Consider the following 24,687-nt stretch of genomic DNA (forward strand, 5'->3'; position numbering starts at 1 on the left):
GAGACGGTGATAATCGCGCCATGAAACTTCGCTTCACCAAGATGCAGGGGGCCGGCAACGACTTTGTCGTCATCGACGCCACCCAGGCGCCGCTGGCGCTGAGCGAGGCGCAGCTGCGCGCGCTGGGCGACCGCCGCTTCGGCATCGGCTGCGACCAGATCCTGGTGATCGAGCGCTCCGCCACGCCGGGCATCGACTTTCGCTACCGCATCTTCAACAACGACGGCGACGAGGTCGAGCATTGCGGCAATGGCGCGCGCTGCTTTGTTCGCTATGTGTCAGACAAGGGGCTGAGCGACAAGCGCAGCATCAAGGTCGAGACCGTCAACGCGGTGCTGGAGCTGCGGCTGCGCGAGGACGGCCGGGTCACGGTGGACATGGGCGCGCCGGTGTTCGCGCTCGAGCGCGTGCCCTTCGATGCGCAAGGCCTGACCCCGCGCGGCGAAGGCGGCTTCGAGCTCTGGCCTCTCGAAGGGCTGGCTTGCGAGGTGGCGGTGCTGTCGATGGGCAACCCGCATGCGGTGCAGCGCGTTGCCGATATCGAGTCCGCGCCGGTGCTGAGTCTGGGCCCGCAGGTCGAGCGGCACGCGCGCTTTGTGCGCCGGGTCAATGCCGGCTTCATGCAGGTGCTGGACCGGGGCCGCATCAAGCTGCGCGTGTTTGAGCGCGGCGCCGGCGAGACCCTGGCCTGCGGCACCGGCGCCTGCGCGGCCGTGGTGGCCGGCATCCGGCTCGGCTGGCTGGACGAGAAGGTCGATGTGCAGGCGCTGGGCGGCCTGCTGACGATTGAATGGGCCGGCCTGAGCCAGGGCCTGGCCGCGCCGGTTCTGATGACGGGACCGGCCCAAACTGTTTTTGATGGAGAGATCACGCTGTGAGCAGCAATCAAGGTACCCAAGGCATCACCGAGCAGGACATCGCCGATTTCCTGGCCAACACGCCCGGCTTTTTCGAGCGCCATGCCGAGCTGCTGGCCAGCGTGCAGCTGAGCCATCCGCTCGGCCAGCGCGCGGTCTCGCTGCAGGAGCGCCAGGCCGAGATGCTGCGCGAGAAGATCAAGGGCCTGGAGCACAAGATCATCGAGATGATCCGCAACGGCCAGGAGAATGTGTCTATCGCCGACCGCCTGCACCGCTGGACCCTGTCGCTGATGCAGACCCGGGATGCGGCGGCGCTGCCGGCCGTGCTGCTGCAGGAGCTGCGCCACCAGTTCATGATTCCGCAGGCCGGGCTGCGGCTGTGGGGCGTCGATGCTGCGCATGCCGGGGCCGAGTTTGCCCAGGCGGTCAGCCAGGATGTGAAGAGCTTCGCGGCCAGCCTGAATCAGCCCTACTGCGGCGTCAACTCGGGCTTCGAGGCGGCGCGCTGGCTGGACCAGAGCCACGGCGTGACCTCGCTGGCCCTGATCCCGCTGTCGCAGGGGGGCCAGGCCTTCGGCATGCTGGTGCTGGGCTCGCCCGACCCGACCCGCTACACGGCCGAGATGGGCACCGAATTCCTGGCCCGCATCGGCGAGATCGCCAGTGCCGGCCTGGCGCGGCTGCTGCCGGCGCCGGCCGCTCCCGATGTCGGCGCCGCAGACTGAGGATGTGCTGCAGCGCTATCTGGCGCATGCCCGCGTGCAGCGCCGGCTGGCGCCGCGCACGCTGAGTCTTTACGCGGACGCGCTGCAGCGCCTGCAGGCGCTGGCCTTGCGCGACGGCGTCGAGCTGCTGCGCTTGCAGACCGCGCAGGCGCGGCGCTGGGTGGCGCAGCTGCACCGCGAGGGCCTGGGGCCGCGCAGCCTGGCTTTGCTGCTGTCGGCCTGGCGCGGGCTGTATCGCTGGCTGGGCGGCGAGCGGCTGGTGGCGCTGAATCCGATCGAGGGCTTGCGTGCTCCCAAGGCAGCCAAGCCCCTGCCCAAGGCCTTGTCGGCCGACGATGCGGTGCAGCTGGCCGACCATGCCGACGCTCGGGCCGACCCGGCGCTGGAGGCGCGCGACCGCTGCATCGTCGAGCTGCTCTACGGCTGCGGCCTGCGCGTGGCCGAGCTGGTGGGCCTGGATGCCCAGGCCAGCGGCACCGCGCGCGGCTGGGTCGATCTGGTCAGCGCCGAGGCCCAGGTGCTGGGCAAGGGCAGCAAGCGCCGCAGCGTGCCGCTGGGCCGCGCGGCGATCAGCGCCTTGCAGGCCTGGCTGGCGTTGCGAGCGCAGCGCGCGCGCGCCGGCGAAGCGGCCCTCCTGGTGGGCGCGCGCGGCGGCCGTATCCACGAGGCCCAGGTGCGCGCGCTACTGAAGGCGCGCGCGCTGGCCGCCGGCATGCCAGCCCATGTGCACCCGCATATGCTGCGCCACTCATTCGCCTCGCATCTGCTGCAGTCCAGCGGCGATCTGCGCGCGGTGCAGGAGCTGCTGGGTCACGCCCATATCACCACCACCCAGGTCTATACCAAGCTGGACTACCAGCACCTGGCCAAGGTCTACGACGCCGCGCATCCGCGCGCGAAGAAAAAGCAATGAAACCTCGTTACCTGATGCCCTTGTTCCCGCTGCTGGTGCTCAGCGGCGCCGTGCAAGCCCAGTCGCCGCTGCCGCGGCCGGGCTTTCTGCAGGCCCAGCCGGCCGCCTTCGAGGCCAACTGGACGCCGCTGAAGATGCCCACTGGCGAGCGCATCGCGCTGCTGGGCGCCAGCTATCTGGTCGCGATGAACGAGGACTGGGGCGTGGGCCCGAGCTTCTACGGTTCGGCCAAGGGCAATTTCGGCGGCATCTTCACGGTGGGTTTCACCGCGCAGCGGCGCTGGCGCCTGGGCTCCAGCACCCATGCGGCCGCCGGCCTTTATGCCGGTGCCGGCGGCGGCCTGAGTTCGGACAAGGTGCGCTTCGGCGGTGGCCTGATGCTGCGGCCCGAGTTGTCGCTGCGCACCGAGTTCGGCAACTGGTACAGCGGCGTATCGCTGGCCCACACCGCGTTTCCGAACGGCCGGGGCAATGTGCGCGGCACTTCGCTGGGTCTGGTGCTGGGCTATTCCGATGGTTTCTTCAGCTATGCGCCCGGTGATGCCGGCCGGCGTGTGCAGAACACGCGCCGCAGCGGCCTGGGCGTTGACGAGGTGTCCTTGAGCGTGGGCTCCTACAAGCCGCGCTCCGGCGCGCGCACCCGCGGCGGTGCCCCGGCCCAGCGCATGGGCAAGGCCGGCGCGGTGCTGCGCCAGTACGTGACCGAGGGCGCCTGGTGGGGCATGGAGGCGGCCGGCGCTGCCTCGGGCGGCGCCGATGGCTATATGGAGGTGCTGGCGACCATGGGTCAGGACTACGGCCTGGGCGGGCCGAATCTGCGTGCCGGCTGGCATGTGGCGACCGGCCTGGGCGGCGGTGGCGATGTCGACACCGGCAATGGCTGGCTGGTCAAGGGCGGACCGACGCTGCGCTGGAAATCCCCCTGGGGACCGGCCCTGCATCTGGATGCCGGCGTGATGGGCTCGCTGACCGGCAGCTTCAAGTCCACCTATGTGCGCGCCTCGCTGGGCCTGCCGCTGGACCAGGCCACCGGCCTGTTCGGTCAGCCCAATGAGGAGGGCGGCGTGGTGCGCACGCAAACCGTCTATGCCAGCCTGATGCACCTGCCCAAGGTCAGGTTCAAGGATGGGCATGAGACCAGCGTCGGTCATCTGGCGATGGTGATGAGCCGCGATCTCGGCACCCACCTCTATGGCACGGCCCAGGCCGGCAGCGCCGCCTTCGGGCGCGCCGGTGCCTATTCCTTCGGCCTGTTCGGGCTGGGCTTGCAGGGCCGGCCGTTGGCCGGCGGGCCCCGTGTCGGCGCCGAGCTGCTGGTCGGCGCGGCCGGCGGCGGCGGCGTTGCGGTGACTGGCGGTGCGGTGGCCCAGGCCGAGGCCTGGGCCGAATGGCGCTTCGGCGAGAGCGAGCGGCTGCGCCTGCGTACCGGCGTCGGCCAGTGGCGCACGCTGCGCGGCCAGACCCAGTCCTCGCCCGTGGTCAATGTCTCGCTGGGCTATGCCTTCGGCGCACTGAGCCGCTAAGCCACTGCGGCGACAATCCGCCGCATGAAATCCATACGTCTTCGCGCGGGCAAGGAACGCTCGCTGCAACGCCGCCACCCCTGGGTGTTTGAAAGCTCGCTGCACAAGGGCGGGGGCGATCCGGGCGAGACCGTGCGGGTCGAGTCGCACGAGGGCCAGTTCCTGTGCTGGGCGGCGTTTAGCCCCAGCTCGCAGATCCGGCTGCGGGCCTGGAGCTTCGATGAGGCCCAGCGTATCGACGCGGCCTTTTTCGAGGCCCGCATCGCCGAGGCCCTGGCGATGCGCCAGCGGCTGCCGATTGCCTCCGACGCGCTGCGCCTGATCCATGGCGAAGCCGATGGCCTGCCGGGTCTGATCGTCGACCGCTATGGGGACACCCTGGTCGCGCAGTTCGGGTCCGTGGGCGTGGAGCGCTGGAAGAAGGTCATCGTCGATAGCCTGCTCAGGCAGACCGGGCTGGCCCGCTTTTACGAACGCTCGGACGCCAGTGCGCGCGGCCTGGAGGGTCTGGAGGAGCGCAGCGGCTGGCTGCATGGCGAGGGCGCGACCGAGCTGACGATCGCCGAGCATCAGTGGCGGCTGACCCTGGACATCGCCACCGGCCACAAGACCGGCTACTACCTGGACCAGCGCGACAACCGCAAGCGCTTCGCCGATGCGGTGCGCCACTACGGCTGCAAGCGCGTGCTGAACTGCTACAGCTACACCGGCGGCTTCTCGGTGGCGGCGCTGGCCGGCGGCGCCGAGCGTGTCATCAGCGTCGATTCCTCGGGGCCGGCGCTGGCCAGGGCCAGTGCCCATGTGGCGCTGAACGGCTTCGAGCCCGGCCGCCACGAGGCGCGCGACGCCGACGTCAACCAGACCCTGCGCGGCCTGCTGGAGGCCGGCGAGCGCTTCGATGCCATCGTGCTGGACCCGCCGAAGTTCGCGCCGACGGTGGCCCACGCCGAGCGCGCCGCCCGCGCCTACAAGGACATCAACCGCCTGGCCTTCAAGCTGCTGGCGCCCGGCGGCCTGCTGTTCACCTTCTCCTGCTCGGGCGGCATCGCGCCGGACCTGTTCCACAAGATCGTCGCCGGCGCCGGCCTGGATGCGCCGGCCGATGGCTACATCCTGGAGCGCGTGGCTGCCGCGCCCGACCATCCGCAGACCATCTGCTTCCCCGAGGGCGAGTATCTGAAGGGTCTGCTGGTGCTCAAGCGCGGCTGAGCGTCATAGCAATGAGGCTATCGAGGACTTCGATGATCTGAATTGGCGCCCGGCGCTCCGGCTTGGCACAGTCTTGGCACTGGCAGCATGGAGAAGAGGGCTGGATGGACGCTCGGCTCACCGATTCACCGCGGCCGCTGCGCCGCCGCAGCGCCGATGCGCGGCAGGTCTTGTCGGACTGGCTGGCGCTGGCAGATGTGCGGCTGGACGGCCCGCGGCCCTGGGACATCCAGGTCCACCGCACCGATCTGGCGAGCCGCCTGCTGGCCGGTGGTTCGCTGGCGCTCGGCGAGGCCTATATGGATGGCGACTGGTCGGCCGAGCGCCTGGACCTGCTGTTCGACCGTCTGATCCGCGCGCGCCTGGCGGATCGGCTGAGACCACTGCCGGCGCTCTGGCATGTGGCCAAGGCGCGGCTGTTGAACCTGCAGACGCACCGGCGCGCCTGGCAGGTCGGCGAACGGCATTACGACCTGGGCAACGACTTCTACCGGGCCATGCTGGACCGGCGCATGAGCTATACCTGCGCCTACTGGAGCGGCGGTGCCGGCGATCTGGAGACTGCCCAGGAGCACAAGCTTGACCTGGTCTGCCGCAAGCTGGGCCTGCGCCCCGGGCTGCGCCTGCTGGACATCGGCTGCGGCTGGGGCAGCCTGATGAAGTTTGCCGCCGAACGCTACGGCGTTGAGTGCGTCGGGCTGACCGTATCGATCGAGCAGGCGATGCTGGGGCGCGAGCTGTGCGCGGGCCTGCCGGTCGAGTTCCGGCTGCTGGACTACCGGCAGCTCGACGAGCGCTTCGACCGCATCGCGAGCCTGGGCATGTTCGAGCATGTGGGCCACAAGAATGTCGACACCTTCATGGCGATGGCGCGGCGCTGCCTCAGCGACGAAGGCCTGTTCCTGCTGCACACGATAGGCCGCAACGACAGTGCCCATGGCACCGACCCCTGGATTCACCGCTACATTTTTCCGAATGGCGAGCTGCCCAGCATCGCCCGCATCGGCCATGCCTGCGAGCAGCGCTTCGTCGTGGAGGACCTGCATAACTTCGGCGCCGACTATGCGCTGACCTTGACGGCCTGGTACCAGCGTTTCGAGGCCGCCTGGCCGCAGTTCGCCGACCGTCTCGGCGAGCGCTTCCAGCGCATGTGGCGCTACTACCTGCTGAGCTGTGCGGCCGCCTTCCGGGTGCGCGACATCCAGCTGTGGCAATGGGTGCTGTCGCCGCACGGTGTGCCCGGCGGCTATCGCCGGCCCTAGGCGCCGGGCAGGCTCAGGCGCGGCTCGAACTTGCTGCGCAGCACGCTGAAAAAGGTCTTGACGTTGCGCACATTGGCGTCCTGCGTGAACAGACGCAACACCAGCGCGTGATAGGCCGGCATATCGGGCACCTGCAGGATCAGCACGAAGTCTGGTCCCGGTGAGACGCGGTAGCACTGCTGCACCGCCACCTCGGCCAGCAGCTTCTGCTCGAAGGCCGCCAGATGCTCGGCCCCCTGGCGGTCCAGCGTGATCTCGACGATGGCGCTGAGGCCGGCGCCCAGCTTGTCGGGCGACAGGAGGGCCACGCGCCGCTCGATCACACCGGTTTCGACCAGGCGCTTGACGCGCCGCAGACAGGTGGCCGGCGAGACATGGGCCAGCTCGGCCAGTGCCTGGTTGGACAGCGAGGCGTCCTGCTGCAGCAAGTCCAGCACCCGCAAATCGGTGGTGTCCAGTGCTATGGATTTGACTGAATTATTCATAATGATTAAAAATTTGAAATATTCAGTCTTGAAATGATTGGTGTGGTTGATTATTTCATTTGACGAGGAAATTTGAAAACATTGGTTTTCGCTGTCTGCCTACCATCCGGCATCTATTCAAAGCCTCAGGCAGGAGCAACTCATGTGTGGCATCGTCGGCGCCGTCAGTCAGCGCAATATCGTCCCCATCCTGATCGAGGGCCTGAAGCGCCTGGAATATCGCGGCTATGACTCCTGCGGCGTGGCCGTGCACCAAGGTGGCGAGCTCAAGCGCGCCCGTAGCACCTCGCGCGTGGCCGAACTGCATGCGCTGGCGGCCGAGGATGGCATCGCCTCCGGCACCGGCATCGCCCACACCCGCTGGGCCACCCACGGTGCGCCGGCGGTGCACAACGCCCACCCGCATTTCTCGCACGGCCCGGGTGCCGATGCCAACACCGCGACCGCCGGCCGGATCGCGCTGGTCCACAACGGCATCATCGAGAACCACGACGAGCTGCGCGCCGAGCTGAAGGCACGCGGTTATGTCTTCAGCAGCCAGACCGACACCGAGGTGATCTGCCATCTGGTCGACCAGCTCTACAACGGCGATCTGCTGGAGGCGGTGCAGCAGGCGCTGACCCGACTCAAGGGTGCTTATGCGATCGCGGTGTTCGCGCGCGACGAACCGCACCGCGTGATCGCTGCGCGCGAGGGTTCGCCGCTGGTGCTGGGCGTGGGCACCGAGGCGGGGCAGGGCGAGCATTTCGTCGCCTCGGACGCGATGGCCCTGGCCGGCGTCACCGACCAGATCGTCTATCTGGAAGAGGGCGATGTGGTGGACCTGCAGTTGGGCCGCTACTGGATCAGCAAGCGCAATACCGAGACCGGCCGCTACGAGGCCCAGACCCGCGAGGTGCGCACCGTGCACGCGCACAGCGGCGCGGCCGAGCTGGGCCCTTATCGGCATTACATGCAGAAGGAAATCTTCGAGCAGCCGGTGGCCATTGCGAACACGCTGGACGCCGTCACCGGCATCAGCCCGGAGCTGTTCGGCGACGGTGCCTATCGCATCTTCAAGGAGATCGACTCGGTGCTGATCCTGGCCTGTGGCACCAGCTACTACTCGGGCTCCACCGCCAAGTACTGGCTGGAGAGCATCGCCAAGATCCCGACCAGCGTCGAGATCGCCAGCGAATACCGCTACCGCGACAGCGTGCCGAACCCGCGCACCCTGGTCGTCACGATCAGCCAGAGCGGCGAGACCGCCGACACGCTGGCCGCGCTCAAGCATGCCCGCGCTCAAGGCATGACGCACACGCTGACGATCTGCAATGTGGCCACCAGCGCGATGGTGCGCGAATGCGAGCTGGCCTACATCACCCGTGCTGGCGCCGAGATCGGCGTGGCCTCCACCAAGGCCTTCACGACCCAGCTGGTGGGCCTGTTCATGCTGACCCTGGCGCTGGCGCAGACCCGCGGACATCTGAGCGAGGCGCAGGAGGCCGAGCACCTGAAGGCCTTGCGCCACCTGCCGGTGGCCGTGCAGGCGGTGCTGGCGCTGGAGCCGCAGGTGATCGCCTGGAGCGAGGAATTCGCGCGCAAGGAGAACGCGCTCTTCCTCGGCCGCGGCCTGCACTATCCGATCGCGCTGGAAGGCGCGCTCAAGCTCAAGGAGATCAGCTATATCCATGCCGAGGCCTACCCGGCCGGCGAGCTCAAGCATGGCCCGCTTGCCCTGGTGACCGCCGAGATGCCGGTCGTCACGGTGGCGCCCAACGACGCGCTGCTGGAAAAGCTCAAGAGCAATATGCAGGAAGTCCGCGCCCGCGGCGGCCAGCTCTATGTGTTCGCCGACGGCGACACCCAGATCGAAAGCGAGCCGGGCCTGCATGTGATCCGCATGCCCGAGCACTATGGCAGCCTGAGCCCCATCCTGCACGTGATCCCGCTGCAACTGCTGGCCTATCACACCGCCTGCGCGCGCGGCACCGATGTCGACAAGCCGCGCAATTTGGCGAAGAGCGTGACGGTGGAGTGAGTAGGAAGCAAAACTACATAGAAAAATCTCGAGTCGCCAAGAATCCCCACTCTATCGGTGAGGAATCGATTGTTTTGATAAACGACCATCGGGATTCCACCAGCTTACATATGTAGTTTTACTTCAATACGATCCGCGCATCTCGCAAGGAGTGCTCGGACATGAAGGCATGGACAGGCGGTTTCGCGCGGCAGGCGCGACGGGTTGTGGGGGCGGTGGCGCTTGGCATGTGCGGGCTGCTGGTGGCCTGCGGTGGCGGCGGAGGCGGTGCGGACGCCACGCAGGCTGCGATGGGCAGCGCGGGCCTCGCCGCGGCGGCCGCTGACGACAGCGGCGTCGAACTGCTGGCCGGCGTGCCCGGCAGTCCGCCGGCGCCGCGCGCGCGCATCGCCGCAGCCGCCACGCCCGGCGCACCGGCCACCTCGCTGCGCGTGCACTACCGCCGCGCCGATGGCGACCACGCCGGCTGGCAGATCCATACCTGGAATGCCGCTCAGAGCCCGAACTGGAATGCCGGCTGGAACGCCGCCGGCAGCGACGAGTTCGGCGTCTACTACGACGTGCCGCTGGCCGCCGGCACCGGCACGGTCGGCTTCCTGCTGCACAAGGGCGACGAGAAGGACAACGGCGGCGCCGACCAGAGCTATCAGTTGCAGGCCGGCGCCAATGAGATCTGGCGGCTGCAGGGCGACAGCAGCAACTACACCAGCAACCCGCTGCTGCTGGCCGCGCCGGACATCAGGACCGTGCGCGTGCACTACAAGCGCTTCGACGGCGCCTACACGGCCTGGGGCCTGCACTTGTGGAACGGCAGCGGGCTGGATGTCGCTGCGCTGCAAGCCCAAAGCCCAGGCGTGCAGATCGACCGCTGGAACCAGCCGGTGGGCTTCAGTGCCATGCCCGGCTACGCCGTCGGCAACGGCGAGGTGGTGTTCGACATCCCGGTGCTGAATCCCCAGGGCGACACCAGCCGCAAGGCCCTGGAGTTCATCATCCACGGCATGCCGCCGGGCGAGAACGACAAGGACGGCCGCGACAACAACATCCGCGTCGACTTCGGCGCGCTGACGATCCAGAACCAGGTCGGCCATGTCTGGCTGGTCGAGCGCGATGCCACGGTCTACACCGCGGCGCCGGACCTGCGCCAGGTCTCCAGCACCGATGCGCGCGCCGTGTGGCTGGACCGCCGCCTGGTGCAATGGCCGCGCGTTAGCGGTGGCGGCGTGCGCCTGTGCCACTCGCCCACCGGCCAGATCCAGGTCACGGCAGATGCGCCGGTGCAGGGCGCCGAGGGCTGCCTGGCGCTGGAGACCTTCGCCGGCAGCGTGCCGGCGGCCCTGGCCCAGCGCTTCAAGTACGTGGCCAGCGGCGGCGTCTACCGCGTGCGCGATGCCGATCTGCCGCGCCTGCCGGCCCTGCACCAGCAACAACTGGTGCTGGTGCAGGAAGACGCTGCCGGCAAGGTGCAGAACGCCACCACCGCCCAGATCGCCGGCGCGCTGGACGATCTTTATGCGGCCGCAGCCGAGGTGCCCGACCTGGGCGCCGTGGTGTCCGGCGGCAAGACCAGCTTCAAGCTCTGGGCACCGACCGCGCAGGCCGTATCGCTGGTGCTGACGACCCCGGTCAACGGCAACCCGCTGCTGACCCGCAGCAGCACCGAGGCCATGCAGCGCGACGCCGCCACCGGCGTCTGGCAGCTCCGCAAACCCGGCAGCCTGCAGGGCGCCAGCTACCGCTACCAGGTGCAGGTCTTTGTCAAAGGCACGGGCCTGGTGCGCAACCTGGTCACCGACCCCTACTCGCTGGGCCTGACCCAGGGTGGGCAGCAGAGCGTGGTGATGGACCTGAACGCGCCCGCCACCAAGCCGACCGGCTGGGATGCCGGCGCGCCGCCGGCGACGGTCAGCGCGCCCTCGGACATGAGCATCTACGAGCTGCATGTACGCGACTTCTCGATCGGCGATGCCAGCGTGCCGGCCGCGCGCCGCGGCAAGTACCTGGCCTTCACCGAGCCAGACTCGGCCGGCATGCGCCACCTCAAGGCCCTGGCTGCCGCCGGGCTGAGCGATGTGCACCTGCTGCCGGTCTACGACATGACCAGCGTCAACGAGAAGAGCTGCGTCACGCCGACGCCAAGCGGCACCCCGGATGGCGAATCCCAGCAGGCCGCGGTGGCCGCCACGGCGGCCAGCGACTGCTTCAACTGGGGCTATGACCCGCATCACTTCACGACGCCCGACGGCAGCTATGCCAGCAGCGCCGCCAACCCGGTGGCCCGCGTGCTGGAGTTCCGCCAGATGGTGCAGGCACTGAACGCGGCCGGACTGCGTGTGGGCATGGACGTGGTCTACAACCACACCGCCTCCTCCGGCCAGAACACCAACTCGGTGCTGGACAAGATCGTTCCCAACTACTACTTCCGCTACAACGCCAGCGGCGGCATCGAGCGCTCCACCTGCTGCGAGAACACCGCGTCCGAAAACCTGATGATGGCCAAGCTGATGATCGACTCGGCCGTCACCTGGGTGCGTGACTACCGCATCAGCTCGCTGCGCTTCGACATCATGGGCCACCATCCGCGCACGGTGATGGAGGCCTTGAAGGCGCGCGTACAGGCCACCGCCGGCCGCCCGGTGCAGATCGTCGGCGAGGGCTGGAACTTCGGCGAGGTGGCCAATGGCGCGCGCTTCGTGCAGGCCGAGATGCTGTCGCTCAACGGCTCCGGCATCGGCAGCTTCAACCCGCTGATCCGCGACGCGGTGCGCGGCGGCGGCTGCTGCGACTCCGGGAACACGCTGATCGCCGCCCAAGGCTATGTCAACGGCTTCTTCTACGACCCCAACCCGGCCGCCAGCGGCCAGAGCCGCGGCGAGCTGATGTGGCAGGCCGACCGCATCAAGGCCGCGCTCGCGGGTTCCATCCGCAGCTTCCAGATGCGCACCAGCTGGGACGCGACGCTGCGCCTGGACCAGATCGATGTCGGCGGCATTCCGGCCGGCTGGGTGCTGGAGCCGGGCGAGGTGGTCAACTATGTGGAGAACCACGACAACCTGACCCTGTTCGACAACAACGCCTTCAAGCTGCCCATCACCACCAGCCGCGAGGACCGCGCCCGCGTGCAGATCCTGGCCAGCGCGATCAACGCCTTCAGCCAGGGCGTGGCCTATTTCCATACCGGCGTCGACACCCTGCGCAGCAAGTCGCTGGACAAGAACAGCTACGACAGCGGCGACTGGTTCAACCGCCTGGACTGGAGCTATGCCGACAACAACTTCGGCGTCGGCCTGCCGCCGGCGCGCGACAACGCCGAGAACTGGAACCTGGCCCGGCCGCTGCTCGCCAACGCGCTGATCAAGCCGCATGCCCACGACATCGCCTGGACCCGCGACGCCTTCCGCGACCTGCTGAAGATCCGCAAGAGCACGACCTTGCTGCGCCTGCGCACGGCCGAGGACATCAAGGCGCGCCTCAGCTTCCTCAACACCGGCTCTGCGCAGGAGCCCACGGTGCTGGTCGGGCGCCTGAACGGCGTGGGCTACCCCGGCGCCAACTTCGACGAGCTGGTCTACCTGATCAATGTCGACAAGACGCCCAAGCAGCTGAGCCTGCCCGAGCTGGCCGGCCGCGCGCTGGAGCTGCATCCGGTGTATGCCGCCGCCGGTGCCGCCGACCAGCGTGCCCGGCAGGCGCAGTTCGAGCGCGCCAGCGGCAGCTTCAGCCTGCCGGCCCGCACGGCCGTGGTCTTCGTCCGCTCCGCAGCCGCCCCATGAAAGCCCTCATCATGAAGAAGCATTTCCAGCACCTGGCCGCCGCGGCCACTCTCGGTCTGGCGGGCCTGTACGCCCAAGCCGCCCCCATCGTCATCGACGTCAGCGGCGCGCAGAGCATCAACCTGCTCGGCGAGAGCGGCAACACCGTCTGGCTGATCGACATCGGCGCGGGCAGCGTGCTGAATTCGCTCAGCTGGGACGTCACGCTGAGCGCGCCGGCCCCCAGCCTGCTGAGCGAGCTGCAGCTCAGCTTCGGCAGTTCCAGCGGGTTGGACCTGATCACCTGGGCGCCGGCCGCGTCTGACGGATTCAGCGGCACCGGCGCCTATGCCGGCAGCCTGGACCTGGCGCCGCTGGGCCTGGCCGTCGGTGGCGACGGCCTGCTGCGCCTCGAGTTCAGCGAGGCCTTCAAGGACCTGGCCATGGGCATGGCCGAGGGGCAGTGGCTCGGCGGCCAGCTCAGCTTCGACGTGGCCGCCGCGCCCGTGCCGGAGCCGGCCGGCGCGGTCTTGCTGCTGCTGGGGCTGGGCTTCGTCGCGGCAAGGCTGCGCCGGTCCGGCCGCGACGAAGTTGTGACCAAAAGCAAGACCGAGGTGCCGGCGCATCAAGCCGAACTGGATGCCGGCGCCGGGCTGCGCTCTGGACTTGCCCGAGTGGCATAGCGCTGCCGCCGGCCAGCCGCGCAAGAGCGCGGGACCTCAGCAAGTCCATACCTCCGTGTTTCATCTGAAACACGCCGACGCCGCCGCTGAAACGCGGCCCGGCCAGGCCTCTTCAAACTCCGGACCTGTCGCATACCGGAAAAGAAGAGAGGAGCAGCTTGAACAAGCCATCTCATGAATCGTCGATGTGGCGCGCGCCCTGGCTGGGGCTGATCGTCGCCACGCTGGTGCAGCAGCCGGCCTGGTCGCAGACCATCACGGTCTATTCCAGCGGCAGCATCGCCGTCGGCGCCAGCCGCCAGCTCAGCGCCTATGTGCCGCTGTCGCCCAACGGCGTGATCTGGAGCGTCAACGGCGTGCCCGGCGGCGACGCGCTGCACGGCACCATCAGCAGCGCCGGCCTCTACCGCGCGCCCGCCGCGCTGCCGGGCGTCAATGCGGTCGAGGTGCGCGCCACCAGCGTCGCCAAGCCCGGCGTCTTCGGCGCGGCGACGCTGACGATCACCCAGGTCCAGCCGCGCCTGTGGAACGCCAGCCCGAGCACGATCGCGCCCGGCGCCTTCACGCTGACCCTCAACGGTGCCAACTTCGGCGACAGCGCCGTCGCCTGGTTCGGCAACCAGAAGCTGGCGACGACGCGCCTCTCCGCCACCCAGCTGCGCGCCAGCGGCACGGCGACGGCGGCGCAGCTGGGCAGCCAGGTGTCGGTGCTGGTCGAGGCGGCCGGCCCCGGCGCCGTGCTCAGCGAGACGGTCAATGTGCGGATCAGCCAGACGGCGCCGACCACGCCGCCCACGACACCGCCGACCACCCCACCGCCCGCCGAACCGCCGACACCGGCCCCCGGCCAGGGCACGGCCAACCTGGCGGCCGCGCGCTTCCTGGAGCAGGCCACCTTCGGCCCGACGCCGGCCGAGGTGCAGCGCCTGCGCCAGCTCGGCATCCCGGCCTGGCTGGACGAGCAGTTCGCGATGCCCGAGACCGCGATCCCCAATCCCGGCGGCCAGGCCAGCGGCGAAGTGCGCCAACAGTACCTGCACCGGCTCTCCGGCGCGCCGGACCAGCTTCGCCAGCGCGTGGCCCATGCGCTCGGCCAGCTGCTGGTGATCTCGATGAACAAGAACATCTACCCGGACGAGATCGTGCCGCATCTGCGCACGCTCAGCCGCCACGCCTTCGGCAACTACCGGACGCTGCTGGGCGAGGTGGCGACCAGTTCGCAGATGGGCAAGTACCTCGACCTCGCCAACAGCACGCGGCCCAGCGGCATGCGCGGCGCCAACGAGAACTTCGCGCGCGAGCTGCTGCAGCTCTTCACGATCGGCCTGCTGCGGCTCAATCCCGACGGCAGCGTGCAGCTCGACGGCGCCGGCCGCCCCATCCCCGCCTACGACCAGGGCACGATCCAGCAGGTGGCGCTGGCGCTGACCGGCTGGACCTATATCGGCAGCGGCAACAGCAACTGGGAGAACTTCGCCGGCCCCTTGGTCGTGCGCGACATGCACCATGACCTGCGCGCCAAGAGCTTCCTCGGCTGCCAGCTGCCGGCCGGCCAGGGGGCGCAGGCCGATATGGAGGCGACGCTGGACTGCGCCTTCAACCATCCCAACACGCCGCCCTTCGTCGCCACCCGGCTGATCCGCAGCCTGGTCAAGAGCAATCCCTCGCCGGCCTATGTGCGGCGCGTCGCGGCCGCCTTCGAGAACAATGGCAGCGGCCGCCGCGGCGACCTGCGCGCCGTGGTGCGCGCCGTGCTGACCGATGCCGAGGCGCGCCAGGACGCGCCCGCGAGCGGCGGCGGCCGCCTGCGCGAGCCGCTGCTGCACCTGACGACCCTGCTGCGCGCGCTCGGCGGCGGCATTGCCCCCGGCAACCAGCTGAGCTGGGAGCTGGGCCGGATGTCGCAGGCACCGCTGACGCCGCCCTCGGTGTTCGGCCATTACTCGCCGCTGTTCCGTCTGCCGGCCGACCCGAGCCTGCATGCGCCCGAGTTCCAGATCTACACGCCGACCGAAGCGGTGTTGCGCGGCAATCTGTTCTGGCGCCTGCTCAACGGCGGCGGCACCGACGTGCAGCTCGACATCATGCCCTTCGTCGCCGCGGCCGGCAGCGGCACGACGGCGCTGATCGACCGGGTCGACCAGGCCCTGCTATGGGGCCGCATGCCCGCCGCGATGCGCCAGAGCCTGGCCAGCGCGGTGGCCGCCCAGCCCGACGCGCGCCAGCGCGCCCTGACCGCCCTCTACCTGACGGCGCTCTCCGGCCTGCACGCGGTGCAGCACTGAGACCCAACGCGACGAGTCCAAGACGATGACGAACCCCATCCATTCCCGCTTCCGCCGCCGCGATGTCCTGCGCCTGGCCGGCACCCTGGCGGGCGCCGCCGCCCTCGGCGCTCGGGCACAGGCTCAGCAGCCCGACTACAAAGCCCTGGTCTGCGTGCTGCTGGCCGGCGGCAACGACGGCCACAACATGATCGTGCCGCTGGACGACGCGCCCTACGCGGTCTACCGCGCGGCCCGCGGCGCGCTGGCCCTGCCCGACGCCAGCGCGCGCCTGCTGCCGGTGCAGACCCCGGCGGGGCAGCGCTACGGCCTGAACTCCGGCCTGCAGGCGATCGCGCCGCTGTGGTCGCAGGGCCGGCTGGCGGTGGTCGCCAATATGGGGCCGCTGGCCGCGCCGACGACGCGCGCGCAGTACCTCGCCGGCACCGCCGCGCTGCCCGGCAATCTGTTTTCGCATTCGGACCAGATCGTGCAGGCGCTGGCCGGCAACGCCAGCGGCGCCGGCGGCACCGGCTGGGGCGCGCGCAGCGTCGACGCGCTGATCGCGCGCAACAGCAACCCGCGCTTCCCGGCGGCCGTCTCGATGGCCGGCTCCAGCCTTTTCTGCACCGGCAGCAAGGTCGCCTCCGCCAGCCTGGTGCCCGGCTTCGACCTCGGCGCGGACGGCATGAGCACCTGGCCCGAGAGCGCGGCCCAGGCGCGCGCGCGGGCACTGGGCGAGATCCTGCAGATCGACCAGGGCGTGGTGCTGGTGCAGGCGGCCAACCGCGTGCGCGCCGATGCGCGCGAGCTGAACGCGCTGCTGCGCGCGGGCTCGTCGGCCGCTGCGATCGCCACGCCCTTTCCCGGCACGGCCTTGGGCCAGCAGCTGCTGCAGGTGGCGCGGCTGATGAAGCTGCGCGACAGCGCCGGCGTCGGCCGCCAGGTGTTCTTCTGCTCGCTGGGCGGTTTCGACACCCACAGCGCGCAGGGCTGGACCCATTGGGACCTGCTGCGCCAGCTGGGCGAGGCGCTGGCCGCCTTCCACGCCGCGACCCAGGAGCTGGGCCTGGCGTCCCAGGTTACGAGCTTCACGCAGAGCGACTTCGGCCGCACCCTGCAGCCCAGCGGCAGCGGCAGCGACCATGGCTGGGGCAACCACCAGCTGGTGCTGGGCGGCGGCGTGCGCGGCGGTGAGGTCTATGGCCGGTTCCCGACGCTCGAACTCGGCGGCGCCGACGACGCCGGCAGCCGCGGCGTGCTGATCCCCAGCACCGCGCTGGAGCAATTCGGCGCCACGCTGGCGCGCTGGTTCGGTGTGCCGGCAAACGAACTGCCCGCCGTGTTCCCGAACCTGGCCGCGTTCGCGCCGGCCACGCTGGGCTTCATGGGCTGAGGGCGAGGCCCGAAAACTTTCCTGCTGGTTCGCAAGGCCGGTGCATCAAGTGCGCCGGCGTCTCGCGCCAGAGGGCCTTGCTGCCGTGCAGGCTCGCTTGCCTGCCCGCCGTGTTGCAATCGCAATGTGTGCCTCGGCAGTTGAAACCGGCTCACAGCGCCGATCCGATGCAATGTCAGCGTGCCTAGGACAGGCACGCGGTCGGCCCAGAGCCGCCTGCTGGAGCAACCATCATCAGGAACGCCATGAAAACCATCGATCTGGCAGCAAGCCTCGCCACCTTCTCCGAGCATTACAAGCCCCGCACCGTCGGGCAGTTCAACGACCACGATGTGATGGTCGTCAAGGTCAAGGGACCGTTCAACTGGCACAAGCACGACGACACCGACGACTTCTTTCTGGTGCTGAAGGGCGAGTTGACCATCCAGCTGCGCGACGGCGACGTCAAGCTGGGCCCGGGGCAGATGTATATCGTGCCCAGGGGCGTGGAGCATTGCCCCGTCGCCGAGGAGGAGGCCCATATCCTGCTCATCGAGCCTCGGGGCACCCCGAACACCGGCAATGCGGCCACCGCGGCGACGCGCGTCGTTGTCTGAGCCTTTCAGCCGCCTCCGCCCTTGCAGGGCGGGGCGCTAGGCGTGCTGCTTCGTGGTGGCCAGCATGCCCGCCGCGACCAGGAAGACCGAGCCGGTGACTCGGTTGAACAGGGTGGCTCGGCCGGGCTTCATGAGCCATTGCCGCGCCGTTGCCGCCATGATCACGTAGGCGGTCAGCCAGAACAGTTCGAAGAAGATGAAGGTTGCCCCCAGGACCAGGAACTGCCAGGTCTGGGATGCCGAGGGATCGATGAACTGCGGGAAGAGCGCGCCGAAGAACAGCAGCGCCTTCGGGTTGCTCGCCCCGACAAGAAGCCCCCGACCGAAGAGCGAACGGGCGCCGGTCTGCGCCAGGGGCGCGTCGGGGATGGCGACGCCGCTCGTCTTGGAGAGCAGGGACAAGACCCCGAGAAAAGCCAGGTAGGCAGCCCCCAGCCATTTCAGCGCGGTGAAGAGCGTTTCGGACGCGGCCAGGGCGGTCCCGAGGCCCAGCATCGACAGCAGCATGATGCAGGCGATGGCCAGCGTGCTGCCCAGCGCGGCCAGCAGCGCACGACGCGGCCCGAACTGGACGGAAGCGGAAACGGACATCAGCACGCTGGGTCCGGGGGACATCGTCAGGACGAGGACGGCGGCTGCATAGACAAGCCAGGTCGATAGCGTCATGGGCTACTCCTTGAGGGGCAGAGATCTGGAATGGGGTTTCTCATGTTCGGCATCGATTCGTCCCCTTGATCTGCGATAGCAAGAAGGAAAAGGAAGCGAGTCGCGCTTCACTGTGTGGCAACGGCCCGCTCTTCCCGGACCAAGCGGTCGAACAGGCCCGGAAGAGAAGCCGCGCGCGGCGAACCGCTCAGCCGCCGCAGCGCCAGCAAGGCCAGGCGACAGCGCCGCTCGAGTCTGCCTCAGCCACGCCGCTGTACCAGCGAACCCAGCAGGTGGATCAGCAGCATGGGCAGGGCCAGCACCTGTCGCAGCGGCTCCCACAGCCGTGGCAGCGCGAAGGCCGGCCGGTCGAAGCGGCGCAGATCGTGCAGCTGGTAGACCGGATCGCCTGTCCCGCGCTGGCCCATCAGCACGCGGTTCGGATGCGCGGCCGGCACCAGTCGCTGCATATCGGCGGTGTCGATCCAGCGTTCGGCGTCGAGCACCGTGACGCGCTTGAGGATGCGCCACTGGCCGTCGCGGCGCTCCAGCTCGTCGAGATAGCGGCCTTGGTGCCACATGTCGGTGAACTTGCCCCAGCGCTTGAGGCGGTGGATCACCGACCATTGGGTCTCCACATGGGCCTTGTTGCCGCGCACGCTGATGATGGGGTTGCTCAGCGAATGGATGCTGCGCTCCAGCTGGGCCAGGATGGGCAGCACATAGTCGGCGAAATCCCAGCCGCGGCCGACAAAGAAGCCGTGGTCGTCGGTGCCGTCCTCGTGGTAGCAGGATTTCATCAGGGCCGCGTCGCCGCGGTCCACAGCGCGGCAGTAGCGGTGCAGCAGGTCGCGGATCTGCTCGCGGTCGATCAGCTCGCTGACCTGCAGGCGAAGGTAGTCGGTGTCAGGTTGGTTCATCATGGCTTGTCATGCTCGAGAGCGGGCAGGGTCATGCACAGCCCGCGGGTTTGACGATGCGCTCGGTCGAGGCCGGATGGCGTTGCAGCGCGGTACCGACACGGCGCGGGCGCCGCACCAGGTCGCCGCCGCAGTTCGGGCATTGGTCGTCCAGCCGCTGCAGCGCGCAGGCGGCGCAGAAGGTGCATTCGAAGCTGCAGATCAGCGCCCGGCCGCTGGTGGCGGGCAGGTCGGCGTCGCAGCACTCACAGTTGGGGCGCATCTGCAGCATGGGGCACCTGGGTGGGAAGAAGACGGCGGATGCAGTCCTCGAAACAGTGAACGACGATGGACAGGTGGCCCTCGGCCGGCCGCGGGTGCAGCCGCGCCGTCGGCAGGTGGGCCGCCATGTACGCGCCCATCGCCGGCGGCACGTTGCGGTCCTGCCCGCTCTGGTAGATCTGCACCGGCACATGGATGTCGGCGAGCGAATCGCTGCCCAGGCCGGCGATGCGCCGCGCCTCCTCGCGCGCGCCGGCGATGCCCTGCGCATAGGCGCGCGCCAGGCTGTGGCCGAAGCGCTGCCGCACCTGCGTGTCGCGTTCCAGCAGCGCGCGGTCCGGTGCCGTCAGCAGGCCGGCCAGCGCGCGCACGGCGCGCTCGGGCGAGCGGAACATCAACCGGTCCAGCGCCAGCAGCGGGTTGATCAGCCAGGCATGCCGGCGCGCCAGCCCGAACATCAGGCGCAGCGGCGGCAGCTGCCCGCGCCGGAGCTCGGGCCGGTCCATCGGAGCGATGCCGGCCAGCAGGCCGACGCCGGTGACGCGCCGGCCCAGCAGGCGGGCGCAGGCCAGCGCATAGGGTCCACCGCAGGAAACACCCAGCGCTGCGAAGCGGCCATGGCCCAGATGGGCGGCCAGCTCGGCCGTGTCATTGACGATCGCTGCGAAGCCGGCCCCGGGCAGGGGGCTCGAATCGCCGAAACCCGGCCGGTCGAAGGCCACCAGGGCCACGCCGGCCCGCGCGGCCTGCTCCGTCACCAGCGCCGCCTGCTCGTGGCTGCCCGGCAGGCCGTGGAAAAAATAGACCGGCGCGCCCTGCGGATCGCCGTAGACGCGATAGCCGAGGATCCGGCCGTCGCTCAGCGTCAGCGGCGCCGTCGCGCGGTCGTCGTTCGCCTCGTGCAATGTGCTTGTCATGCTGTCACCTCGATCGGCGCCGCACGATGCGGCGCCCCGGTGACATTTCGCCAGAGCAGGCCCGGCGCCGGGTTTCGATCCGGCGCCCGCCGGTTCCAACTGAAACCGGATGGCGCGATCTCAGCGGATCGCGCTGACCTCGGCGTCGAACATATAGCCCTCGCCGCGCTGCGTCACGATGAAGCCGGGGCGGCGTGGGTCGGCCTCGATCTTGCGACGCAGCCGCAGGATCTGGATGTCGATCGAGCGGCCGTAGACCTCGGCGTTGTGCAGGCGAGAGAGGTCGAGCAGCTGGTCGCGGTTGAGCACGCGCCGCGGCGAGGCCAGGAAGGCCACCAGCAGGCTGAACTCGCCGTTGGTGATCTCGACCGGCTCGCCCTGCGGGTTCTTCAGGCGGCGCAGCCCGATGTTCAGCTCCCAGCCGTCGAAGCGGTAGCCGCGCACGCGGCTGGTCAGGTCCGCGATGTTGACGATCGCCTGCGCGCGCCGCAGCAGCGCGCGGATGCGCGCCAGCAGCTCGCGCGGCGAGAAGGGCTTGGTCAGGTAGTCGTCGGCACCCAGCTCCAGGCCCATCACGCGGTCGGCCTCCTCGGCGCGGCCGGTCAGCATCAGGATCGGAATGGTGGCCGAACGCTCGCGCAGACGTCGCGCGATCTGCAGCCCGTCTTCGCCCGGCAGGCGCACGTCCAGCACCACCAGGTCCACGGTGTCCTGGTCCAGCAGCGCGAACAGCTCGCCGCCGCTGGCGACGGCGCGCACGCGCAGCTCGTTGTCGCTGAGGTACTGAGTCAGCAGATCCCGAACGGTGGGGTCATCATCAACGGCCGCGATCAGGGGTTTACCTTCCAGCATGGGCTTCCTTCCTAGCCATGAATCGCCGGCCGCGTGTCGCGCAGCACCTGCGCCAGCGCTGCAGCCAGCTCGGCTGCCATCAAGGGCTTGTTCAGCACCGGCACATCGCCCAGTTGGCGGGCACTCTCCTGCAAGGCCGGCGTGACGAACCCGCTCATCAGCACCACTTTCAGTTGCGGCGCCATCATGCGCATCTGCGCCGCCAGCTGCGATCCCTTGAGGCCCGGCATGGCCTCGTCGCTCAACAACAGATCGAAGCGCGCCGGGGCCTCGCGCACCAGCGCCAGCGCCTCCTGCGGCGAGGTGCAACCTGTCGGCTCATAGCCCAGGTCGGCCAGCGTCTCCTCGGCCCAGGCGACCAGCGCTTCCTCATCATCGACGATGAGCACACATTCGCCACGCCCTGATTCGACGGCTGCCTGCTGCGGCGCCGGCCTTGGAGCACAGTCACTCAGCAGCGGCAACAGAACGGTGAAGCAGCTGCCCTGACCCGGCTCGCTGCGCACCTCGATACCGCCGCCCAGGTCGCCGACGATGCCATGCACCATCGACAGCCCGAGCCCGGTACCGACGCCGACCTCCTTGGTCGTGAAGAAGGGATCGAAGATGCGAGACAGCAGTTCCTGCGGCATGCCCACGCCCTGGTCGCTGACGGCCAGGCGCAGGTAGCGGCCGGGCGGCAGGTGGGCGGTGCCGGCCGGATGCGGCCGCTCGAACCCGGTGAGGTCCAGCGCCACGTTGATCTGGCCCGCCGACTTCATCGCCTGCGCCGCGTTCATGCACAGGTTCATCACCACCTGATGGATCTGCGTCGGGTCGCCCAGCACGCCGGCATCGCCCGCCTCCAGCCGACGCTGCAGCCGGATGCCGGCCGGCAGGGCCGGCGCCAGCGCGTCCAGCGCCTCCCGCACCACCGACTGCACATGCACCGGCACGCGCTGCCCGACACCGCTGCGGCTGAAAGCCAGGATGCGCTCGACCAGCGAGCGCGCGCGCAGTCCGGCGGCCAGCGCCGCGTCGATGTGGCGGCGCAGCGCGCTGCCCGGTTCGGCGGCCTTCTGCGCCATCTCGCCGAAGCCGAGGATGCCGGCCAGGATGTTGTTGAAGTCGTGCGCGATGCCGCCCGCCAGGGTGCCGATCGCCTCGAGCTTCTGCGCCTGGCGCAGCTGCTCCTCGAGGCGCGCGCGCTCCAGTTCCGCCTGCTTGCGCTCGGTGATGTCGATGCTGACGCCGGCGATGCGCGCGCCCTCGCCGTCGGCGCCGTCGAAGCGCTGCGCCCGCATCTGGATCCAGCGCTCGCCCGCCGGGCCGGCGATGCACAGCTCGTAGTCGGCGCGCTCGCGCGTGCCGGCGATCAGCTCCTGGCTCAGGCCGCGCACCTTGGCAATGTCCGCCGCGCTGAGCCGGGCCGCCTCGAAGAAGGCCGTGCGCGTGCCGATGGGGTTGTCGGCCGGCAGGCCGAACAGCTCGTTGAAACGGTCCGAGACGAACAGCTCATCCGACTCGATGTCCCAAACCCAATGCCCGCCCAGCGAGCCGGCCATCGCCAGCGCATAGCGCTCCTCGCTCTGGCGCAGCGCCTCCTCGGCGCGCTTGCGCTGGTCGATGTCGACCACCGAGCCGGCCAGCCGGCAGGGATGGCCGTCCGCATCATGGGTGCAGACCGCGCGCGCCCGCACCCAGCGGTAGCTGTCGCCGCCCGCGGGCACCCGGTACTCGATCTCGAAGAAGGGGCTGAGTCCCTGCAGATGCGCGTCGAGCCGGCTCAGCACCTCGGCGCGATCGAGCGGATGGATGACCAGCGCCGCGCGCAGCTGCGCCAGCGGCTCCAGCTCGGGCTCCAGCGGCAGCGCCAGCAGCTGGCGCGCGCGGCGCGACATGAAGGCAGTGCCACCGCTCAGGTCCCAGTCCCACAGCCCCATGTCCGAGCCGGCCGCCGCCAGCGCATAGCGCTGCTGCGAGGCCAGCAGCTCGCGCTGCGCCCGCTGGGTGCGCGCCAGCTGGCGCAGCGCCGCCCACAGCAGCCCGCTGGCCAGCAGGCACAGCGCCAGCGTGCGCGCGGCGGTGGCCTTGGCGCTCTCCCGCCAGGGTGCCATCGCGGCGGCGTAGTCCTTGGAGACCGCGATGATCAGCGGGTAGTCGGGCACCTTGCGCACCGCGGCGAAATGGTCGGCCCCGTCGACCGGGCTGGGCAGGCGCACGAAGGCCGCATCGATGGCAGAGTCCGGCGGCAGCAGCGTATCCACCACGTCCAGGCGCTTGCCCAGGCTGTCCGGCACCGGCGGGTGGCGCGCCAGCAGCCAGCCCTGGCGGTGGATCAGCGCGACGCGGGTGTTCTGCGCGCCGAAGCCCTCGCTGTAGAAGGTCTGGAAATAGTCGACCCGCGCCTGCGCGCCGACGACGCCCAGGAAGCGCCCCTGGGCGTCCTCGATGCGCCGGCCGATCGGCACCACCCAGCGGCCGTGGCCGGGGCTGCGGCGCACCTGGTCGATCAGCAGCGCGTCGCCGCGCATCGCGCGCAGGGTGCTGAACGGCGGCTTGTCGGCGACATTGATCTGCCGCGTCTGGTCCAGCGGCAGCAACGAGGTGGCGCGCAGCTGGCCGCTGGCGTCGAACAGCACCAGGCCCTCGGTCTGCACCAGGCCCTGGGCCTTCTGCCGCACCATCTCCTGCAGCGGCTGCTCGCCCACCTCGCCGCCCAGCGCCACCCGGTCGGCGACGTTCTTCAGCGTGACGTCGATGGCCTGGATGCTGCGCGCCGTCTGCTCGGCGATCACGCGCGCCTGCGCCGACAGCTCGCGCTCGGTCCAGCGCACCGCCGCGTCGCGGCCGGTCCAGATCTCGTAGCCGGCCTGGCCGGCCAGGGCAGCGATCACCAGCCCGCCGCCCCAGGCGAGCTGGCGCACCGACAGCTGGGCGAGATAGCCGGACGCGGGAGGGGGCGTGGAGTTCTGGTTCATGAGCCGAGCACCTCCGCAATGGTCTGCATCAGGCGCGCCTGCGTCAACGGTGTCGCCAGCGCGGCCGCGACGCCCAGCATGCGCGCCACCTCGCCGCGCGCCGGCACATTGGGGAACAGCGTCGGCGACAGCAGGATGACCGGCGCCCCGGGCCAGCGCCGGCGGATCTGCGCCAGCCGCCGTTCCTCGCCGCGCCGCGGGTAGGCCGATTCGGCGAACACCAGCGCCGGCGGCGCGCCCACCTCGGACTCCGCCTCCGCACCCGCCAGCACGCGAAAGCCGCCCGCGCCCAGCCAGAGCGCGAGCAGCGCCGCGGTGTCGTGCCCGACATCGATCAGCAGGGCGCGACGCTCGGCGTGCGGGACGGGGGCGGCTTGTTGGGACACGGGATGGAGGTTCAGGAGCTTGATGGCGCCAGTCTCGCGGTCCGGCCGCCGCCGCAGG

20 protein-coding genes are annotated in these 24,687 nt (G+C 69.8%); 12 read left to right on the forward strand and 8 right to left on the reverse strand.

Translation table 11 applies throughout. The features are described 5' to 3' along the window. Window positions 1-20: 20 nt before the first annotated feature. The 6 genes from dapF (at window position 21) to cfa (ending at window position 6,492) form a co-directional block, all read left to right on the forward strand. Window positions 21-878 carry a diaminopimelate epimerase gene (dapF, locus tag O5M90_RS21260; RefSeq protein ID WP_269838164.1) on the forward strand — a complete coding sequence of 286 codons (858 nt, stop codon included), beginning with the start codon at window positions 21-23 and terminating at the stop codon, window positions 876-878. Further along, entirely contained in the window at window positions 875-1,585 is a 711-nt protein-coding gene (locus O5M90_RS21265; protein ID WP_137941309.1) for a DUF484 family protein, read from the forward strand. Before dapF ends, O5M90_RS21265 begins: the two co-directional genes overlap by 4 nt. Then, window positions 1,566-2,498 (forward strand): tyrosine recombinase XerC, encoded by a 933-nt coding sequence (locus O5M90_RS21270; RefSeq protein ID WP_269838163.1) that lies wholly within the window; start codon window positions 1,566-1,568, stop codon window positions 2,496-2,498. The genes O5M90_RS21265 and O5M90_RS21270 overlap by 20 nt, the downstream gene beginning before the upstream one ends. Continuing rightward, window positions 2,495-4,021, forward strand: a complete 1,527-nt coding sequence (locus tag O5M90_RS21275) for a hypothetical protein (protein WP_440402322.1) — start codon at window positions 2,495-2,497, stop codon at window positions 4,019-4,021. Before O5M90_RS21270 ends, O5M90_RS21275 begins: the two co-directional genes overlap by 4 nt. A gap of 24 nt (window positions 4,022-4,045) precedes the next feature. Beyond that, a complete protein-coding gene (locus tag O5M90_RS21280) occupies window positions 4,046-5,230 on the forward strand; it encodes a class I SAM-dependent rRNA methyltransferase (RefSeq protein WP_269838160.1) in 1,185 nt (394 codons plus the stop codon). A 104-nt stretch (window positions 5,231-5,334) separates the two neighbouring features. Further along, window positions 5,335-6,492: a cyclopropane fatty acyl phospholipid synthase gene (gene cfa, locus O5M90_RS21285; protein WP_269838159.1), complete on the forward strand. Its 1,158-nt coding sequence runs from the start codon at window positions 5,335-5,337 to the stop codon at window positions 6,490-6,492. Here cfa and O5M90_RS21290 read toward each other — a convergent pair. Next, complete coding sequence (locus O5M90_RS21290; protein WP_269838158.1) at window positions 6,489-6,977, reverse strand: Lrp/AsnC family transcriptional regulator; 489 nt, start codon at window positions 6,975-6,977, stop codon at window positions 6,489-6,491. The two genes, cfa and O5M90_RS21290, sit on opposite strands and share 4 nt — an antisense overlap. A gap of 142 nt (window positions 6,978-7,119) precedes the next feature. Between O5M90_RS21290 and glmS the strand changes: the two genes are divergently transcribed. The 6 genes from glmS to O5M90_RS21320 all read left to right on the forward strand — a co-directional run bounded on the left by glmS (window position 7,120) and on the right by O5M90_RS21320 (window position 17,688). Continuing rightward, the gene (gene glmS, locus O5M90_RS21295; protein WP_269838157.1) at window positions 7,120-8,997 is read left to right on the forward strand and encodes a glutamine--fructose-6-phosphate transaminase (isomerizing); all 1,878 of its coding nucleotides are present in this window, start codon (window positions 7,120-7,122) and stop codon (window positions 8,995-8,997) included. Window positions 8,998-9,158: 161 nt separating this feature from the next. Continuing rightward, complete coding sequence (locus O5M90_RS21300) at window positions 9,159-12,770, forward strand: alpha-1,6-glucosidase domain-containing protein (RefSeq protein ID WP_269838156.1); 3,612 nt, start codon at window positions 9,159-9,161, stop codon at window positions 12,768-12,770. After that, complete coding sequence (locus O5M90_RS21305; RefSeq protein WP_269838155.1) at window positions 12,767-13,432, forward strand: PEP-CTERM sorting domain-containing protein; 666 nt, start codon at window positions 12,767-12,769, stop codon at window positions 13,430-13,432. Before O5M90_RS21300 ends, O5M90_RS21305 begins: the two co-directional genes overlap by 4 nt. 158 nt (window positions 13,433-13,590) lie before the next feature. Then, complete coding sequence (locus tag O5M90_RS21310) at window positions 13,591-15,717, forward strand: DUF1800 domain-containing protein (protein WP_269838154.1); 2,127 nt, start codon at window positions 13,591-13,593, stop codon at window positions 15,715-15,717. A 25-nt stretch (window positions 15,718-15,742) separates the two neighbouring features. Continuing rightward, entirely contained in the window at window positions 15,743-17,092 is a 1,350-nt protein-coding gene (locus tag O5M90_RS21315) for a DUF1501 domain-containing protein (protein WP_269838153.1), read from the forward strand. A gap of 245 nt (window positions 17,093-17,337) precedes the next feature. Continuing rightward, on the forward strand, window positions 17,338-17,688 hold the full coding sequence (locus O5M90_RS21320; protein WP_269838151.1) for a cupin domain-containing protein: 351 nt from the start codon (window positions 17,338-17,340) through the stop codon (window positions 17,686-17,688). A 36-nt stretch (window positions 17,689-17,724) separates the two neighbouring features. Here the strand turns inward: O5M90_RS21320 and O5M90_RS21325 are convergent, their stop codons facing one another. From O5M90_RS21325 to O5M90_RS21355, 7 genes are all read right to left on the reverse strand, one after another. After that, the gene (locus O5M90_RS21325) at window positions 17,725-18,354 is read right to left on the reverse strand and encodes a LysE family translocator (RefSeq protein ID WP_269838150.1); all 630 of its coding nucleotides are present in this window, start codon (window positions 18,352-18,354) and stop codon (window positions 17,725-17,727) included. A gap of 239 nt (window positions 18,355-18,593) precedes the next feature. Continuing rightward, window positions 18,594-19,256, reverse strand: coding sequence for a nuclear transport factor 2 family protein (locus O5M90_RS21330; RefSeq protein WP_269838149.1), 663 nt, complete (start codon window positions 19,254-19,256; stop codon window positions 18,594-18,596). A 28-nt stretch (window positions 19,257-19,284) separates the two neighbouring features. Next, window positions 19,285-19,524, reverse strand: a complete 240-nt coding sequence (locus tag O5M90_RS21335; protein ID WP_269838148.1) for a DUF1272 domain-containing protein — start codon at window positions 19,522-19,524, stop codon at window positions 19,285-19,287. Continuing rightward, a complete protein-coding gene (locus tag O5M90_RS21340) occupies window positions 19,499-20,431 on the reverse strand; it encodes an alpha/beta fold hydrolase (protein WP_269838147.1) in 933 nt (310 codons plus the stop codon). The genes O5M90_RS21335 and O5M90_RS21340 overlap by 26 nt, the downstream gene beginning before the upstream one ends. Before the next feature lie 120 nt (window positions 20,432-20,551). After that, complete coding sequence (locus tag O5M90_RS21345) at window positions 20,552-21,283, reverse strand: response regulator (RefSeq protein ID WP_269838146.1); 732 nt, start codon at window positions 21,281-21,283, stop codon at window positions 20,552-20,554. Window positions 21,284-21,294: 11 nt separating this feature from the next. Further along, on the reverse strand, window positions 21,295-24,243 hold the full coding sequence (locus tag O5M90_RS21350; RefSeq protein ID WP_269838145.1) for an ATP-binding protein: 2,949 nt from the start codon (window positions 24,241-24,243) through the stop codon (window positions 21,295-21,297). Further along, the gene (locus O5M90_RS21355) at window positions 24,240-24,629 is read right to left on the reverse strand and encodes a hypothetical protein (protein ID WP_269838144.1); all 390 of its coding nucleotides are present in this window, start codon (window positions 24,627-24,629) and stop codon (window positions 24,240-24,242) included. The genes O5M90_RS21350 and O5M90_RS21355 overlap by 4 nt, the downstream gene beginning before the upstream one ends. Between the last annotated feature and the right edge of the window lie 58 nt (window positions 24,630-24,687).

It is taken from the genome of Paucibacter sp. M5-1, assembly GCF_027498415.2.
In the GTDB taxonomy this organism is placed as follows: domain Bacteria; phylum Pseudomonadota; class Gammaproteobacteria; order Burkholderiales; family Burkholderiaceae_C; genus Roseateles_E.

Coding starts and splice junctions, on each gene's coding strand:
- O5M90_RS21315 (WP_269838153.1), top strand. CDS start 15,743: ATGACGAACCCCATCCATTCCCGCTTCCGCCGCCGCGATGTCCTGCGC.
- O5M90_RS21325 (WP_269838150.1), bottom strand. CDS start 18,354: ATGACGCTATCGACCTGGCTTGTCTATGCAGCCGCCGTCCTCGTCCTG.
- O5M90_RS21280 (WP_269838160.1), top strand. CDS start 4,046: ATGAAATCCATACGTCTTCGCGCGGGCAAGGAACGCTCGCTGCAACGC.
- O5M90_RS21340 (WP_269838147.1), bottom strand. CDS start 20,431: ATGACAAGCACATTGCACGAGGCGAACGACGACCGCGCGACGGCGCCG.
- O5M90_RS21270 (WP_269838163.1), top strand. CDS start 1,566: ATGTCGGCGCCGCAGACTGAGGATGTGCTGCAGCGCTATCTGGCGCAT.
- O5M90_RS21345 (WP_269838146.1), bottom strand. CDS start 21,283: ATGCTGGAAGGTAAACCCCTGATCGCGGCCGTTGATGATGACCCCACC.
- O5M90_RS21335 (WP_269838148.1), bottom strand. CDS start 19,524: ATGCTGCAGATGCGCCCCAACTGTGAGTGCTGCGACGCCGACCTGCCC.
- glmS (WP_269838157.1), top strand. CDS start 7,120: ATGTGTGGCATCGTCGGCGCCGTCAGTCAGCGCAATATCGTCCCCATC.
- dapF (WP_269838164.1), top strand. CDS start 21: ATGAAACTTCGCTTCACCAAGATGCAGGGGGCCGGCAACGACTTTGTC.
- O5M90_RS21330 (WP_269838149.1), bottom strand. CDS start 19,256: ATGATGAACCAACCTGACACCGACTACCTTCGCCTGCAGGTCAGCGAG.
- O5M90_RS21305 (WP_269838155.1), top strand. CDS start 12,767: ATGAAAGCCCTCATCATGAAGAAGCATTTCCAGCACCTGGCCGCCGCG.
- O5M90_RS21275 (WP_440402322.1), top strand. CDS start 2,495: ATGAAACCTCGTTACCTGATGCCCTTGTTCCCGCTGCTGGTGCTCAGC.
- O5M90_RS21290 (WP_269838158.1), bottom strand. CDS start 6,977: ATGAATAATTCAGTCAAATCCATAGCACTGGACACCACCGATTTGCGG.
- O5M90_RS21350 (WP_269838145.1), bottom strand. CDS start 24,243: ATGAACCAGAACTCCACGCCCCCTCCCGCGTCCGGCTATCTCGCCCAG.
- O5M90_RS21320 (WP_269838151.1), top strand. CDS start 17,338: ATGAAAACCATCGATCTGGCAGCAAGCCTCGCCACCTTCTCCGAGCAT.
- O5M90_RS21300 (WP_269838156.1), top strand. CDS start 9,159: ATGAAGGCATGGACAGGCGGTTTCGCGCGGCAGGCGCGACGGGTTGTG.
- cfa (WP_269838159.1), top strand. CDS start 5,335: ATGGACGCTCGGCTCACCGATTCACCGCGGCCGCTGCGCCGCCGCAGC.